The sequence below is a fragment of the Bradyrhizobium sp. LB13.1 genome (assembly GCF_054056815.1).
Genome location: NZ_JBSRYQ010000001.1, coordinates 6,729,653 through 6,744,641, shown reverse-complemented (window position 1 = coordinate 6,744,641; position 14,989 = coordinate 6,729,653). Strand labels below are relative to the sequence as shown.

Here is a 14,989-nt window from a genome sequence, read left to right as displayed (position 1 = left end):
AACACGCCCGCAGGTTGCAACCGCCATTATGATTCGCCATGATGCCGCCCAGGAATTTTGGGGCGCATGGCATGACGGCAGCATCGGGGGTCTCCGCGGCGGCGGAGAAATCGACGACGGCGCATGTAGTGTGGGCGAGCGCGCTCGGCACCGCGATCGAGTGGTACGACTTCCTGATCTACGGCACGGCCGCCGCCCTCGTGTTCAACAAGTTGTTCTTCCCGAGCTTCGATCCCTTCGTCGGCACGCTGGCGGCATTCTCGACCTATGCGGTCGGCTTTGTGGCGCGGCCGATCGGCGGCGCGATCATCGGGCATTATGGCGACCGGCTCGGCCGCAAGAAGATGCTGGTCGCGACCATGATCGCGATGGGGCTCGGCACGTTCCTGATCGGCTGCCTGCCGACCTACAGCCAGATCGGCGTCTGGGCGCCGATCTTCCTTGTCATCTTGCGCTTCATCCAGGGCATCGGGCTCGGTGGCGAGTGGAGCGGCGCGGTGGTCATGGTGGCCGAGCACGCCGGCAATCGCCGCGGTTTCTATGGCAGTCTGGTGCAGATCGGTTTTCCCGTCGGCGTCGCCGCCTCCACCGGCATTTTTGGTCTGATGACGAAACTGCCCGAAGCCGATTTCCTCAGTTGGGGCTGGCGCGTGCCGTTCCTGATCAGCATCCTGCTCGTCGGGGTCGGCTTCATCGTGCGGCTGAAACTCGCGGAGACGCCGCACTTCAAGGAGGTGGTCGAGCGCAAGGAGGTGCTGGCACAGCCGGTGATGGAAGTCCTGCGCCGCGACTGGCGTAGTTTCCTGCTCGCGATCGGCATCACCGTCTCTGAAGTCGGGCTCGCTTATCTCCTTACCGTCTTCACCGTGGTCTATGCCACGACGCAGCTCGGCCTGCCGCGGCAGGTGATCCTGGATGCGGTGGTCTATGCCGCGCTGGTCGAGCTCGCGACGCTGCCGCTCGCCGGCTGGTTGTCCGACATCTTCGGCCGCAAGGCACTGTATCTCGCCGGCGGCGCGTTCACGGTGGCGCTGGCGTTTCCGTTGTTCTGGTTCCTCGACACCAGGGAGCCGGCGCTGATCACGCTCGCGCTCGTCGTCACGATGACCCTGACGCATGCGCTGCTGTTCGGGCCGAAGGCCGCCTTCATGCCGGAGCTGTTCCGCACCCAGGTGCGCTACAGCGGTGCGTCGCTGGGGGCCAACGTCGCGGCCGCGCTCAGTGGCGGCTTCTCGCCGCTGATTGCGACGGCACTGCTCGCATGGGCCGGCTCGTACTGGGCGGTGTCAGTCTACATCATCGGGCTCTCGATCATCACGATCATCGCAACGCTGATGGCGCCGGAGACCGCGCGGAGCTCGCTGAGATCCTGAGGGCGGCTAACGGCAGGCAGGATTCGCGACTGCTGGAAATACCAGGAAGGTGATGGTCGCTGGCGCAAGCCGGATCGTGCCCGCCGATGCTGCGCGCGGCTCAAGCCGGGGTAGCTCGTCATCGGCATTCAGCGCGAGCGACTTGCCGTTCAGCTGCACGGTCGCGTCTTGCAGCCGCTTCGCATGCAACGTGTAACGCTCGGCGGGATGTGACAGCGTCAGGGTGGATGATGCATACCGCGACGCGTTGATCGCGAGCACGGACACCGCGCCCCGCATGGCCGGATGGCAATGCGCATGGAGATGGAGATCTGGCGCGGCGACCGAGCTCGTGTCGAGCACGACCGTTCCCATCAGCCGGTGCCAGAGCAGCGCAGCCCAGTAGTTCGGCCGCGGACGGAACGTCCCTTCGTCGAGCAGGCCGTAGTCGCTGGCGGCCAGCGTGTTGTGCATCACGACCTGGACACCAGCTCTTGCCAGCCGCCCGAGCTGGTCGAGATAGCGGAACGCGTCGAGAAAAGTCTTGTCCCAGCGATTGCCTCCGCAGGCGGCATCCGCGGTCTCCGTCAGCCAGATCGGTTTGCCCGGCTCGAACATGTCGCGCAGCGCGCTGTAGATCGCGAGACTCGCGTCGGTGCGCGCCAGCCATTGCTCCGAAAGCGCCTGCGCCGGATCGTCACTGCCGCCGCAGCGCGGCGAGAGCGTGTTGTAGTGATGATAGGAGAAGCGATCGAGACCGGGGCCGGATGCGGCGAGCAGGTCGCGCGTGGCGATTCCGGACCCGGATGGCGACGGCGCATCGCCGATTGAACCCGGACCGACGATCAGCGTCTCAGGCGCCGCCCGTTGCATCCATTCGCGAAAAATCCTGAAGTCGCGGCCATAAGCCTTCGCATCATATCGAGGCGGCGCGCCGTTCGTCGCGGCGAGGTTTGGTTCGTTCATGAATTCCACCGCCGCGATGTGGCCGCCCAGCGAACGCGTCGTGTCGATCAGGTGCTCCGCCTGATCGGTCTTCCACGCGCCATCCGCATCGCGGCTGCCCGGACTGATCGCAAAGGAGGTGACAATCTGCGCATCAACGGCGCGGGCGAAGTCGATAACGCCACGCCATGGCGCGCGGCTGAGCACGGTGTTGAAGCCGGCAGGCGGTGCCGCCGGCGCGTCGTCGCCGTCCGCGAAATAGGTTGCATTCGCCCAGGTGCCGCTCACGCGCAGATAGGCCGGCGCCAAGGCGGCGGCGAGCTTGCGGAGACGCCGGTTGGCAAGATCGATTGGCGGCCTGTCGCTGTAGCCATCACGCTGCATCTGATGTTGCGCATAAGGTCTCCAAAAGCGACCGCCGGTCACCTCGACCATCTCGACATTGTAGGATTGAAAGCGCGCGTCGATGATGTCGATCACCTTCATGCGCGACGGTGCGATCGAAGGCTCGCTTGCACTTGCCGCGCGACTTATCGCAGCGACGAGCAATGCGGCGCCGATCACGCGCGCGATGCGCAGGCGGCTGTGTCGCTCCATTGCCGGCCTTGTATACACGTCCTGACGCCTTCTTATGCGCGCTGCCGAAAGCCGATGCAGCTGGGCGAACCATTAACCGCTTTTATGCGGCGAATTTTTACTTCCAATTTTACTTCTCAACATCCCGCCCATGGCCTCGCCGCAATTGATCAGATCCGCAGCCGGTCAATGGCGATCTGTGCGCAGCGTTCATTGTAGCCAACGAGGGTTGCCATGCTTGACGGGGACGAAGTGACATCCGCTGCCAATCCGGCGGGGACGAACGACAAATCGACGAAAAAGCTGAGCCGGCGCACGCTGGGGGGCGGCCGCAGTTGCGGGCGCAGCCGCAGGAGTGGACGCGATCCGCGGCTTCCCGACCGATGCGCCAGCGCAGGTTTGCACGCTCCAGCGTATCAATGGCGTAATCGCGATAGAGGCGCTCCTAGTGGGCGGCGGATTGCTCGCCGGTCATCCAGACCAACTGCTCGCGCCGCACCACCTGGCCGCCGGTGTGGACGGCTGGGTGAGGCCCCGCTGCCGCACGCGACCTGTTCTCATCAATTAGAGGACGTGCCAGTCCAGTGTTGCTGGCATACTGAATATTGATTATCAGGTGGGCCGGCGCGCATGATGCGCCCAACGAACATAAAAAGGGAGCACAAAACATGAAAGAGATCTCAGCAACGCGACGAGAGCTGCTCGCAATTGCCGCGGTGGCAAGTGCTGCTTCAATCGCGGAAGTTGCGCCGGCTGCGGCGCAGGCCGGGCAAAGGCCGATCTTTCCGGTGCCGATGGTCACCATCCCGATCGTCGGCGAGACCAGCGTGTTCCAGGTCCGCCGCATCTACTGCATCGGGCGTAACTATGCGGCGCACGCGATCGAGCGGGGTTCGGATCCGAGCCGCGAGCCGCCGTTCTTCTTCCAGAAGCCGACCGACGCGATCCAGAACGTCGCGATCGGCGAGGTCGCGGATCATCCCTATCCGTCGCTGACCAAGAACTATCATCACGAAGTCGAGCTGGTCGCTGCGCTGAAATCCGGCGGCAGCAACATTCCGGCCGAGAAGGCGCTCGATCATGTCTATGGCTACGCGCTCGGCCTCGACATGACCCGGCGCGATCTCCAGAACGGCATGGCCGCGGAGAAGAAGCCCTGGGAGATCGGCAAGAGCTTTGACCACGCTGCGGTGATCGGCCCGATCCATCCGGCCAGCAAGACCGGGCATTTCGAGAAGGGCGCCATTTCACTGGCGATCAACGGGACGGTGAAGCAGAGCTCGGATCTCAGCAAGATGATCTGGAGTGTCGCCGAGCAGATCGCAAAGCTCTCGGAAGCGTTCGAGCTCAAGGCCGGCGACATCATCTATTCCGGCACGCCGGAGAATGTCGGCCCCGTGGTGAAGGGCGACGTGCTGCTGTGCAAGCTCGATGGCTTGCCGGACATGTCGATCAAGATCGCCTGACTGATCCAGCCCGGATCGGGAGTGCAATATGTTGCGTTATGCCGTAGTCGTCATGTTGGGGTTGGCCTTCGCTGTCACCGGCGCTGTAACGGGGAATGCTGAAGGCGCGAGCGACATCGCGCCGACGGGAGCGTTGCGCGTGGCGGTGGCCGTCGGCCCCGCCGCGTCGGCGTTCTGGACGACGCGTGATCCCGCAGGCGGAAAGCCGCGCGGCGTCACCGTAGAACTCGCCAAGGCTGCCGCCGACAAGTTGCACGTTCCTCTGCATCTGGTCGAATACCAGAGCTCCGACGAGATCGCCGCCGCCAGCAGCAAGGACGTCTGGGATCTCTCCTTCATGCCGGCCGACGTCAAGCGCGAGCAGTTCGTGGATCAGGGCCCAGCTTACGTCGCCTATATGAGCGGCTATCTCATTCGCGCCGGTTCGGACATCCGCGCCGTTGCGGATGTTGATCGTGCGGGAATGCGGGTCGGTTGCATCGAGGGGACCTCGACGTCGCGGACGGTCGAGAAGTCGCTGAAGCAGGCGAAGCTGACGAAGTTCGTGAAGCCGGAACAGGCGGCCGAATTAATCGGCAAGGGGAAGCTGGATGCCCTCGCGATGGGTATGGGGGCGTTGGAAGACCTCTCGCGTAAGCTGCCGGGAACGAAGGTGCTGGACGAGGTGATCCAGTCGACCGGCGTGGTCGTGGTCGTGCCCAAGGGCAAGGCGGTGGCGAAGGCCTGGGCCGCGCATTTCCTGGATGAGGCCAAGTCGGATGGCACGGTGCGCCGCGCGCTCGACGGCAACGGATTTACCAGCGACAAGGTCGCGCCGTAGTTGCCGATCTGCCTCCGCTGCGACCACAATCTGAAGGCAGAGGCCTTTGAATTGCCGGAGTTCCATCGGCGATTGCCCTGTGTTGGGCAACGAACAAACCTCGTGCAGCCATATTTAAGTATGAGTCACGCCCGCGAGGGAGACGCTCCGATGAACAAAGCTCTGATCACTGCCGTCGTGATGCTGGCTAGCGTGCCTGCAAGCGCCGCCGCGCAGGAGCGCGCTGGTGCTGCGGCGTTGGGAGCCGTGTCAGGCGCCGTCGTGCTGGGTCCGATCGGTGCCGTCGCGGGCGCGGTGGTCGGTTATACCGCCGGACCTGCAATCGCCCGGTCCTGGGGCGTGAGAGGTTCACGCTCGGCGAGACATCGGAAACTGCCGCGTCGCGAGGCGTACCGCGCGGCGGCGACCGGGGGTCCGCCGGGCACACGCGAGTCGATGGATGCCAATGGCCAGATGAGAGCTGCCAGCAAACCGCCGGTTCAAGCCGCGCCTGCGGTGCAGCCTGTTCAAGCTGCTCCTGTGGTGCCCGCGCAGACCACGACGCCGCCGGTTCAAGGATTCGACTGAGGTCAGCTTACGCCGCCGCCTTCGGCCGCAATCGATCGACAGTCCGCGCGATCAAAGCGGCCACCTCCGCCACCTTCGGACCGATGCGAAATTCCGGGCCGGCGACCACGACCGAGAGTCTGCGATCGCTGATCGGCAGCGGGATCGCGGCGCCCGCGAGGTCGCGGCTATAGTCGGCGAAGCTCTGGCAATAGCCGCGCGCGATCGAATTGCGCAGCTCGGTCTCGACGGCGTCTATGCTGATCGGCGTTGACGGACCGTATTGCTTGAATTCGATCTTGCGATAGACGGAGTCGCGCTCCTCCGGCGAATATTGCAGCAGCAGGGCGCGGCCGCTGGCGGTGGCGTGAATCGGCACGCGGTGGCCGATGGTCGCGAAATAGCGGATCGCGGCCTGGGACTCGACGACGTCAATGAACACGGCCATCACGCCGGCCGGCGCCACGATGGAGGCGGTCTCGCCGGTCTCGGCCGAGAGGTCGGCGATCAGCGTGTGTGTCCACGGCGGCAGCGGCTCGACCTCGGAGATCATCCGCGCCATCGCCAGCCAGCGCGGCGTCGGGTAGAAGCCGGCCCGCGGCCGCGGTTCGTAGAGATAGCCTTTCTCCGACAGCGTCGCGAGCAGGTTGAAGGTCGACGAGCGCGGCCAGCCGAAATGGTCGGCGATCTCGGCAAGCGTCGCCGGTTTCCTCGCTTGCGCGAAGAACTCCATGATCTCCAGGACGTTTGCGGCTTGGCGAACGATCATGGTGAGACTTGCATCCTGATCTAGGGCTGGCCGAGGATTTTCTTCGCGGCGCGAAGATGCGGCTTGTCGATCATCTGGCCGTCGAGACGCAGAGTACCGGAGTTCGGATTGTTCGCGAATGCCGCGATCACCTTCTCTGCCCAATTACGCTCGGCCTCGGTCGGCTCGAACGCCGCGTTGACGACGTCGACATGCTTTGGATGGATCAGCGCCTTCGCCGAAAAACCGTCGCGCCGCGCGGCGCGCGTTTCCTGCTCGAGTCCTGCCAGATTGTCGATGTCGGTATAGACGGTGTCGATCGGCGCGACTTCGGCCGCCGCCGCCGCCATCAGACAGAGATCGCGTGCCAGACGATAAGGGCTGTGGAACACGCCACCTGACGCCTTTTCAGTAGCGCCGAGCGAAGCGGAGAGATCTTCCGCGCCCCACATCAAGCCGGCAAGGCGCGCGGAGCAGCCCTTGTAGCTGCCCAGCCCGAAGATCGAGCCGGCGGTTTCGGTCGCGACGCAGACGATGCGCGTCGTGCCGACCGCGATGCCGGCCGCAGCCTCCAAGGCTTCGAGCCAGGTTGCGACCTGGCGCACGTCGTCGCCGCCTTGCGATTTCGGCAGCACGATGCCGTCGGGTTTGCCTGGCATCACCGCGGCGAGGTCAGCGAGCGTCATGCCGGTGTCGAGCGCGTTGACGCGGACATAGAGCTGATGGGGGCCGCGAGAGCCCTTCAGCATCGCCAGCGTCAACCCGCGCGCCTCCGGCTTCTTGTCGGTGACGACAGAGTCCTCGAGATCGATGATCAACGCGTCGGCGCTGCCTTCGCTGGCCTTCTCGAATTTTCGCGGGGAGTCGCCCGGCACGAACAGCATCGAACGCATCAGACCGGCCTCTTGTGCATCATCGCCATGCGGCGGCATTTACCGACGATCTCGTCGTTCTGGTTCAAGGCGTGGTGCTCGAACTCGACGATGCCCGCCTTGGGGCGCGATTTGGATTCCCGCAACGAAAGCACCTTTGTCGTCGCCCGCAAAGTGTCGCCATGGAAGACCGGCTTTGGAAAAGTGACGTCGGTCATGCCGAGATTGGCGACGGTGGTGCCCATGGTCGTATCATAGACCGTCATGCCGATCATGATGCCGAGGGTGTAAAGGCTGTTGAAAATGCGCTGGCCGAACTCGGTCTGGGCCGAAAAATGCGCGTCGATGTGCAGCGGCTGCGGGTTGAGCGTCAGCAGGCTGAACATGGTGTTGTCCATCTCCGTGACGGTCCGGCTCAGGGGATGCCTGAACTCCTGGCCCACGGAAAAATCCTCGAAATAGAGTCCGGCCATCGTGGTTTCCTCCCTGTGTCTCGATTTTTGCCGGCGCCCGCTGCTTACGGCGGCGCCGCCAGGTGAACTGCTTCTTGCTCTGCAAGCTGCTCGATCTCGTCCGCCGTGAAGCCGGCTTCGGCCAGGATGTCGCGGCCGTGCTGGCCGAGTGTCGGCGCGGGGCCGGCGGGCTCGGGCTGGGTCACGCTCCAGGTCGAGGGCACGCGCATCTGGCGGATGCGGCCTTCCACGGGGTGATCTACAGTCTGGAAGAAGTCGATCGCATTGAGATGCGGATCGTCCAGAATCGTCTCCAGCGTGTGCATCGGCATCACCGGAATGTCGGTGTCTTCCAGCAGCTCGTGCCATTCCGCGCTGGTGCGCGTGACGAAGATGTGGCCGATCTCCTCGTAGATCTCGTCAATATGCTTCGTGCGCGCAGCGTGGTTGGCAAAACGCGGCTGATCGAGGAAATGCGGTTGCCCGATCGCCTCGAAGAAGCTGCGCCAGTGCTTGTCGTTGTAGATGAGGATGCACAGATAGCCGTCGCTGGTCTTGTAGGGTTTGCGATAGCGCGAGAGCAGGCGGGCGTAGCCGCCGTGGTCGAGCGGCGGATCGTAGGTCAATCCGCCCAGATGATCGACCAGCACGAACTCCGTCATGGACTCGAACATCGGCACGTCGATGCGTTGGCCGATGCCGGTGCGCCGCTGGTGCATCAGTCCGCCCATGATGGCATTGACCATCATCAGTCCGACGATGCGGTCGGCTATGGTGACAGGAACGTAACGCGGCGTGCCGTCGCCGGCGGCGGCGAGCAGTGTCGGAATGGTGGCCGCGCCCTGAATGAGATCATCATAGGCGGGCTTGGCGGCATAGGGGCCGGACTGGCCGTAGCCGAACGCGCCGACATAGACGAGGGACGGATTGACCTCGCGAAGCGTCTCGTAGTCGAGGCCGAGCCGCGTCATCGCCTGCGGGCGCACATTATAGACCAGCGCGTTGGCACGCTTCGCCAGCCGCAGCAGCGTGTCGCGCCCTTCCTTCTTCTTGAGGTCGAGGACGATGCTGCGCTTGCCGCGGTTGGCGTTGAGAAACATCCCGCCCATGCCGGGTGTGCGGCCGGGACCGATCTGGCGAACGATGTCGCCCTCGGGGCTCTCGACCTTGATGATTTCAGCGCCCATGTCCGCCAGCACCTGGGTGCCATAGGGGCCCATCAGCACGGAAGTCAGGTCGAGAATAGTGAAGCCGGCGAGCGGTCCCATAGGGCCTCGTTCATTACATTCATATACGTGGAGTTAGAATTCATAAATCTCCGGTGTCAATCCGGAGAACTCTGAGCTGGGCGCATAGACCCATGCACTATTCATACGCTTGACATATAAATTCACCTATATGTATTTTTATCTCAAGCAAGAACTGGAGCGGGGCCAAGTGGTCGGCAGCGAGATGCTGCCGCCGCCGGCATGGGGACGCGTCAAGGAGAACGAGATGAAGAAGATTTTGCCCTGGGCTGCCGCAGCGCTCGCGCTCTCGCTGCCGGTCTCGACGCGACAGGCGCAGGCGCTGGAGCTGAAGGTCGCCGACTCCTTCCCCGCGGGGCACTATCTCGTCCGCCTGATGCTCAAGCCGTGGATGGACGACGTCACCAAGCGCACCAATGGCGCGGTGACCTTCACCTATTATCCGAACCAGCAGATCGGCAAGGCCGCGGACATGCTGCGGCTCACCCAGTCGGGCGTGGTCGACATCGGCTACATCGGGCCGTCTTATGTCTCCGACAAGATGCCGCTGTCGGAAGTGGCGCAATTGCCGGGCGCGTTCGAAACCGCCTGCCAGGGTACGCTCGCCTACTGGAAGACCGCGCGCGAAGGCGTGTTGGCCAAGCAGGAATACGTTCCGAACAAGATCAAGCTGCTGTTCGAGGTGGTGCTGCCGCCCTACCAGGTGTGGACCGCCAAGCAAAAGGTCGACACGACCAAGGACATGGGTGGCCTGAAGCTGCGTACCACCGGCGGCGCGCAAGACCTGACCTTGCGCGCGCTCGGCGCGGTGCCGGTGCGCATGGCTGCACCCGATGCCTATGAATCGCTGTCGCGCGGCACAATGGACGGCCTGCTGTTCCCGATGGAGAGCGTCGTTGCCTATGGGCTCGACAAGCTGGTCAAGCACGCTACGGAAGGCGTCAGCTTCGGCAGCTTCATCGTCGCCTATTCGATCAACCAGTCGGTTTGGGACAAGCTTCCGGACGACGTGAAGAAGGCGATGAACGACGCGTCGGAGGCGATCGAGCCTGTGGCCTGCGCCCAGGTCGACAAGGAAACGGAGACGACCAAGAAGCACCTTCAGGGCCAGGGCGTCACTTTCGAGCCGCTGCCGGAGGCGACGCGCACCGAGATGAAGGACAAGCTGAAGGGCGTCGGCCAGGAATGGGCGGCTGGGCTCGACAGCCGTGGCAAGCAGGCGTCCGCTGCGCTGAAGGAGTTCGAAGGCCTGCTCGCCGCCGGCGGCGCCAAATAGGGCGCGAAGTCATCCGACAAGGAAGAAGGAGACGCGAGAGGTGATCAAGCGGGCGGGATATGTGCTCGGCGTGCTGGAACGCGCGCTGACGGTGATCGCGGTGGTGTTCCTGTTCGTGATCATGCTGCTTGTCGTAACCGACGTGTTCATGCGCTACGCGCTGAACCGTCCGTTCTCCTTCACCTACGATCTGATCGGGCTTTATCTCCTCGCCGGCGTGTTCTTCTTCACGGTCTCGGACGCTCTGCGCGAGCACGCCCATGTCGGCGTCGATATCCTGCTGTCGCGCTTCTCGCCGGCGGGACGGCGGCTCTCGGAGATCATCACCGCGCTTGTGGGCCTGTTCGTCTTCGTCCTGATCTGCAAGGTCGGCCTCGAGCGTGCGGTGGAAAATTACGAGCAGCATGACGTGCTGGCTGGCGCGATTGCCTGGCCGACCTGGATCTCGGCGGCGCTGGTGCCGCTCGGCTGCGGCGTGCTGGTGCTGCGATTGCTGCTCCAGCTCGTCGGCAATCTGCTGAGCCTCGTCAGCGGCCGTGACCTCTATCCGCTGCCGCCGGTGACCGGCGTTGGCGAAGCACGATCCTTTGAGTAACGGCAGGCATTCATGACACCCTTCATCGTTCTCGCCCTGCTGTTCGGCCTGCTCGCACTCGGCACGCCCGTCGGCTTCGCGATGGCCTTTTCCGGTTCGGTCGGCCTCGTGATGGTCGGCGGCTGGAGCACACTGTTCGGCATTTTGCAAACCGCGCCGCTCTCGACCGTCTCCTCCTACGAGCTGATCACCATCCCGATGTTCCTGCTGATGGCGGACCTCGTGCTGCTGTCGGGTGTCGCGGACGATTTATTCAAAACGGCCTCGGCCTGGGTCGGCCGCATCCCCGGCGGGCTCGGCATGGCCACCGCGCTGGCCGGCGCCGGTTTTGGCGCGATCTGCGGCACATCGACGGCCTCGGCCGCAACCCTGTCCTCGACCAGCCTGCCGGCGATGATCCGCCAGGGCTATGAGCCGAAGATGGCCGCAGGCGTGGTCGCGATATCAGGCACGCTGTCGATGCTGCTGCCGACCAGCGTCGCACTCGTCATCTTCGGTCTCCTTGCCGAGGTAAATATCGGCAAGCTGCTCGTCAGCGGCATCATCCCCGCGATCCTCGTCACCATCACCATCATGGCCACGATCTACTTCCTGGTCTGGCAGGATCCATCGCGCGCGCCGCCCGCCAAGTCGGTGCCGTGGCGCGAAAAATTCGCGCTGCTGTGGCAGGTTTCGCCAATGGTGGTGCTGTTCTCGATTGTCACAGGCACGATCTATCTCGGCGTCGCCACGCCGACGGAGGCCTCCGCGTTCGGTGCGTTCGGCGCCTTCCTGCTCGCGATCGTCAAGGGCAAGATCACGCCGTCGTCGCTTTACGCGACGCTGCTGCGTGCCTGCCATGGCACCTGCATGATCATCATAATCCTGGTCGGTGCGTCGATCTTCGGCTACTTCTTCACGCTCACCCACGTGACCCAGGATCTTGTCGCCTGGGTCGGCTCGCTGCCGGCCTCGCGCTGGGTCATCATCACGCTGATCCTGTGCGGCTACATCGTGCTCGGATCCTTCATGGACCAGATCGCGATCCTGGTGCTGACCGTGCCGATCGTGCTGCCGCTGATCAAGACGCTCGGCTTCGATCCGATCTGGTTCGGCGTCATCAAGATCGTCACCGCCGAGGTCGGCATGATCACGCCCCCGGTCGGGCTCAACTGTTTCATCGTCGCCCGCTATGCCAAGCGGCCGGTCGCGGAGGTGTTCCACGGTACCTTCCCGCATTTCATTGCGCACCTGATTGTCATTGCGATCCTGGTGGCGTTTCCGTCTATCATCCTCTGGCTGCCCTCGCAGATGGGGCGCTAGAACTAACGAGCCTCCACAAGGAGACCAACATGGATTTCGCGCTCACCGATCAGCAAGAGGCCATTCGCGACGCCATCGCAAAGATCTGCGAAGGCTTTCCCGATGCGTACTGGCTGAAGAAAGACCATGACGGCGGCTTTCCGCACGACTTCCACAAGGCGCTGGCCGACGCCGGCTGGCTCGGCATCTGCGTGCCGGAAGCCTATGGCGGCTCCGGGCTCGGCATCACCGAAGCCGCGATCATGATGCGCGCGATCGCGGAATCCGGCGCAGGGATGTCCGGCGCATCCGCGGTGCACATCAACGTCTTCGGCCTCAATCCCGTCGTCGTGTTCGGCACCGAGGAGCAGCGCAAGCGCATGCTGCCGCCGATGGTCGAAGGCCGCGAGAAGGCGTGCTTCGCCGTCACAGAGCCCAACACCGGCCTCAACACCACGCAGCTCAAGACCCGCGCCGTCGCCAAGAACGACCGCTACATCGTCAATGGCCAGAAGGTGTGGATCTCGACCGCGCAGGTCGCGCACAAGATCCTGCTGCTGGCGCGCACCACGCCGCTGGAGGAAGTGCGCTCGCCGACGCATGGGCTGAGCCTGTTCTATACGGACTTCGACCGCAACAAGATCAAGGTCCACGAGATCGAGAAGATGGGCCGCAAGATCGTCGATTCCAACGAGCTGTTCTTCGAGGACTTCGAGATTCCGATGGAGGATCGCATCGGCGAAGAAGGCAAAGGCTTCCAGTACATCCTCGAAGGCATGAACCCCGAGCGCATCCTGATCGCGGCGGAAGCGGTCGGCCTCGGCAAGGTCGCGCTGTCGCGCGCCACCGAATACGCCAAGACCCGCGTTGTGTTCAACCGGCCTATCGGCAAGAACCAGGGCATCCAGCATCCGCTGGCCATAAACTGGGTCGAGCTCGAAGCGGCGTGGCTGATGGTGATGTCGGCGGCGTGGCAATACGACAAGGGCATGCCCTGCGGCGGCGCCGCCAATGCCGCGAAATACATTGCAGGTGAGGCCGGATACCATGCCTGCGAGCAGGCGGTGATGACCCATGGCGGCTTCGGCTATGCCAAGGAGTTCCACGTCGAGCGGTACTTGCGCGAAGTTCTGATCCCGCGCATCGCGCCGGTCAGCCCGCAGCTCGCGCTCAGTTTTATTGCGGAAAAGGTGCTTGGACTGGCCAAGTCATACTAGGTTTTCCCGCGGACTTTTCGGCAGGGCCGCCAATGAACCTCGCTCACCATCTCCTGCGTTCCGCCAAAGCCGATGCGTCCGCGCCGGCGTTGTGCTCAAAGGGTTGACGCCGGTTGCCGATTACGGCCGGCTCGCTGCAACGGTGGCGTCGCTGGCTGCATCGCTGCAGCAGCGCTTTGGTTTGGCCAAGGGCGACCGCATTGCGCTGCTGATGAAGAACGTGCCCGACTACGTCGCCTGTCTCTATGCCTGCTGGCATGCCGGGCTGGTTGCCGTTCCCATCAACGCAAAGCTGCATCCGCGCGAGGTCGCGTTCATTCTCGACAACTCGGGTGCGGCGGTCGTCTTCGTGACCGAGGACATGGCGAGCGTCGCCTCCGAAGCGTCGGCGCTTGTTGCGGCCAAGCCGCGCATCGTCGAGATCGGTTCGGCCGAGCATCGTGGTCTCGAAAAGACTGACGGCATTGCCATCGCCGATGTCGTGAGCACAGATCCCGCCTGGATCTTCTACACCAGCGGCACCACCGGGCGTCCGAAGGGCGCGGTGTTGAGCCACCGCAATCTGCTTGCGATGGCGCTGAACTATCTCGCCGAGATCAATCCGGTCGCGCCGGGCGAGGCGCTGCTGCACGCCGCACCGATGTCGCACGGTTCAGGCCTCTACATGGTGCCGCACGTGCTCGGCATGGGGGCGCAGATCATTCCCGAGAGCGGTCACTTCGAGCCGGACGAGATCCTTGAGCTGACGGCAAAGCGCGACGGCATCTCCTTCTTTGCCGCGCCGACCATGGTGCGGCGCCTGACCGTCGCGGCGGAAGCAGCTGGCGCGACCGCGCGGGGGCTGAAGACGATCATCTATGGCGGCGGCCCGATGTATGTCGCCGATTGCAAGGCCGCGCTCAACGTGTTCGGACCAAAGCTTGCGCAGATCTACGGTCAGGGCGAAACGCCGATGACCATCACGTACCTGCCGAAGTCAATGCATGTCGATGCTGGGCATCCGCGTCATGCCGAGCGCCTGGCGTCGGCTGGCATCGCGCAGGGCGTCGTACAGGTGCGCACCGTGAATGAGGCGGGCGGCGACGTTGCACCGCTGGCGAGGTCGGCGAGATCATCGTGCGCGGCGATACTGTCATGTCGGGCTACTGGCAAAATTCCGAGGCGACCGCGAACACACTGCGCGACGGTTGGCTCTATACCGGCGACATGGGGGCCTTCGACACCGACGGCTTCCTCACGCTGAAGGACCGCTCCAAGGACGTCATCATCTCCGGCGGCACCAACATCTATCCGCGCGAGGTCGAGGAGGTCCTGTTGCGGCATGAGGCCGTCGCCGAAGTCTCTGTGATCGGCCGTCCCCATCCGGAATGGGGCGAGGAGGTGGTGGCCGTCGTCGTTCCCGTCGCGGATAGGGCGGTCACGCGGGACGAGCTCGACCAGATGTGCAATGCCTGGATCGCGCGCTTCAAGCGGCCGAAGCACTATTATCTCACCGGCGAGCTACCGAAGAACAGCTACGGCAAGATCGTGAAGACGGAATTGCGCACGCTGCTCGGCGAGTCCTCCGCGCGCCTCAAACCGATGGATTGAGGTGGG

General features: G+C 63.9%; 12 protein-coding genes and 2 pseudogenes. 9 read left to right on the top strand and 5 right to left on the bottom strand.

The annotated features are described in order from the left end of the window. The first annotated feature begins 71 nt into the window (after positions 1-71). Positions 72-1,373, top strand: a complete 1,302-nt coding sequence (locus tag ACVWYI_RS32565) for an MFS transporter (protein ID WP_247442871.1) — start codon at positions 72-74, stop codon at positions 1,371-1,373. 6 nt (positions 1,374-1,379) lie between these two features. Here the strand turns inward: ACVWYI_RS32565 and ACVWYI_RS32560 are convergent, their stop codons facing one another. Beyond that, the gene (locus tag ACVWYI_RS32560; RefSeq protein WP_456664210.1) at positions 1,380-2,894 is read right to left on the bottom strand and encodes a hypothetical protein; all 1,515 of its coding nucleotides are present in this window, start codon (positions 2,892-2,894) and stop codon (positions 1,380-1,382) included. Positions 2,895-3,541: 647 nt separating this feature from the next. Between ACVWYI_RS32560 and ACVWYI_RS32555 the strand changes: the two genes are divergently transcribed. The 3 genes from ACVWYI_RS32555 (at position 3,542) to ACVWYI_RS32545 (ending at position 5,726) form a co-directional block, all read left to right on the top strand. Then, a complete protein-coding gene (locus ACVWYI_RS32555) occupies positions 3,542-4,339 on the top strand; it encodes a fumarylacetoacetate hydrolase family protein (RefSeq protein WP_247442865.1) in 798 nt (265 codons plus the stop codon). Between the two features lie 28 nt (positions 4,340-4,367). Then, on the top strand, positions 4,368-5,159 hold the full coding sequence (locus ACVWYI_RS32550) for a transporter substrate-binding domain-containing protein (protein WP_456664209.1): 792 nt from the start codon (positions 4,368-4,370) through the stop codon (positions 5,157-5,159). A gap of 150 nt (positions 5,160-5,309) precedes the next feature. Further along, a complete protein-coding gene (locus tag ACVWYI_RS32545) occupies positions 5,310-5,726 on the top strand; it encodes a hypothetical protein (RefSeq protein ID WP_456664208.1) in 417 nt (138 codons plus the stop codon). Between the two features lie 7 nt (positions 5,727-5,733). Here the strand turns inward: ACVWYI_RS32545 and ACVWYI_RS32540 are convergent, their stop codons facing one another. The 4 genes and pseudogenes from ACVWYI_RS32540 to ACVWYI_RS32525 form a co-directional block, all read right to left on the bottom strand. After that, positions 5,734-6,474 carry an IclR family transcriptional regulator gene (locus tag ACVWYI_RS32540; protein ID WP_456664207.1) on the bottom strand — a complete coding sequence of 247 codons (741 nt, stop codon included), beginning with the start codon at positions 6,472-6,474 and terminating at the stop codon, positions 5,734-5,736. Between the two features lie 20 nt (positions 6,475-6,494). Then, positions 6,495-7,346, bottom strand: a complete 852-nt coding sequence (locus ACVWYI_RS32535; RefSeq protein WP_354105750.1) for an HpcH/HpaI aldolase/citrate lyase family protein — start codon at positions 7,344-7,346, stop codon at positions 6,495-6,497. Then, positions 7,346-7,813 (bottom strand): annotated as a pseudogene (locus tag ACVWYI_RS32530) (MaoC family dehydratase); the annotation flags it as partial. The pseudogene ACVWYI_RS32530 and the gene ACVWYI_RS32535, both read right to left, overlap by 1 nt. A 29-nt stretch (positions 7,814-7,842) precedes the next feature. Further along, the gene (locus tag ACVWYI_RS32525) at positions 7,843-9,045 is read right to left on the bottom strand and encodes a CaiB/BaiF CoA transferase family protein (RefSeq protein WP_456664206.1); all 1,203 of its coding nucleotides are present in this window, start codon (positions 9,043-9,045) and stop codon (positions 7,843-7,845) included. Positions 9,046-9,271: 226 nt separating this feature from the next. Between ACVWYI_RS32525 and ACVWYI_RS32520 the strand changes: the two genes are divergently transcribed. The 5 genes and pseudogenes from ACVWYI_RS32520 (at position 9,272) to ACVWYI_RS32500 (ending at position 14,983) form a co-directional block, all read left to right on the top strand. Then, positions 9,272-10,300: a TRAP transporter substrate-binding protein gene (locus ACVWYI_RS32520; RefSeq protein ID WP_456664600.1), complete on the top strand. Its 1,029-nt coding sequence runs from the start codon at positions 9,272-9,274 to the stop codon at positions 10,298-10,300. Between the two features lie 40 nt (positions 10,301-10,340). Further along, on the top strand, positions 10,341-10,895 hold the full coding sequence (locus ACVWYI_RS32515) for a TRAP transporter small permease (RefSeq protein WP_247350810.1): 555 nt from the start codon (positions 10,341-10,343) through the stop codon (positions 10,893-10,895). A 12-nt stretch (positions 10,896-10,907) separates the two neighbouring features. Then, complete coding sequence (locus ACVWYI_RS32510; RefSeq protein WP_456664205.1) at positions 10,908-12,197, top strand: TRAP transporter large permease; 1,290 nt, start codon at positions 10,908-10,910, stop codon at positions 12,195-12,197. A gap of 29 nt (positions 12,198-12,226) precedes the next feature. After that, positions 12,227-13,393, top strand: coding sequence for an acyl-CoA dehydrogenase family protein (locus ACVWYI_RS32505; RefSeq protein WP_456648719.1), 1,167 nt, complete (start codon positions 12,227-12,229; stop codon positions 13,391-13,393). 32 nt (positions 13,394-13,425) lie between these two features. Continuing rightward, positions 13,426-14,983, top strand: a pseudogene (locus ACVWYI_RS32500) (class I adenylate-forming enzyme family protein). The last annotated feature ends 6 nt before the right edge of the window (positions 14,984-14,989 follow it).

What these genes read in the sequence shown, in the direction of transcription:
- ACVWYI_RS32565 (WP_247442871.1), top strand. Translation starts at nt 72, where the DNA reads ATGACGGCAGCATCGGGGGTCTCCGCGGCGGCGGAGAAATCGACGACG.
- ACVWYI_RS32560 (WP_456664210.1), bottom strand. Translation starts at nt 2,894, where the DNA reads ATGGAGCGACACAGCCGCCTGCGCATCGCGCGCGTGATCGGCGCCGCA.
- ACVWYI_RS32555 (WP_247442865.1), top strand. Translation starts at nt 3,542, where the DNA reads ATGAAAGAGATCTCAGCAACGCGACGAGAGCTGCTCGCAATTGCCGCG.
- ACVWYI_RS32550 (WP_456664209.1), top strand. Translation starts at nt 4,368, where the DNA reads ATGTTGCGTTATGCCGTAGTCGTCATGTTGGGGTTGGCCTTCGCTGTC.
- ACVWYI_RS32545 (WP_456664208.1), top strand. Translation starts at nt 5,310, where the DNA reads ATGAACAAAGCTCTGATCACTGCCGTCGTGATGCTGGCTAGCGTGCCT.
- ACVWYI_RS32540 (WP_456664207.1), bottom strand. Translation starts at nt 6,474, where the DNA reads ATGATCGTTCGCCAAGCCGCAAACGTCCTGGAGATCATGGAGTTCTTC.
- ACVWYI_RS32535 (WP_354105750.1), bottom strand. Translation starts at nt 7,346, where the DNA reads ATGCGTTCGATGCTGTTCGTGCCGGGCGACTCCCCGCGAAAATTCGAG.
- ACVWYI_RS32525 (WP_456664206.1), bottom strand. Translation starts at nt 9,045, where the DNA reads ATGGGACCGCTCGCCGGCTTCACTATTCTCGACCTGACTTCCGTGCTG.
- ACVWYI_RS32520 (WP_456664600.1), top strand. Translation starts at nt 9,272, where the DNA reads ATGAAGAAGATTTTGCCCTGGGCTGCCGCAGCGCTCGCGCTCTCGCTG.
- ACVWYI_RS32510 (WP_456664205.1), top strand. Translation starts at nt 10,908, where the DNA reads ATGACACCCTTCATCGTTCTCGCCCTGCTGTTCGGCCTGCTCGCACTC.
- ACVWYI_RS32505 (WP_456648719.1), top strand. Translation starts at nt 12,227, where the DNA reads ATGGATTTCGCGCTCACCGATCAGCAAGAGGCCATTCGCGACGCCATC.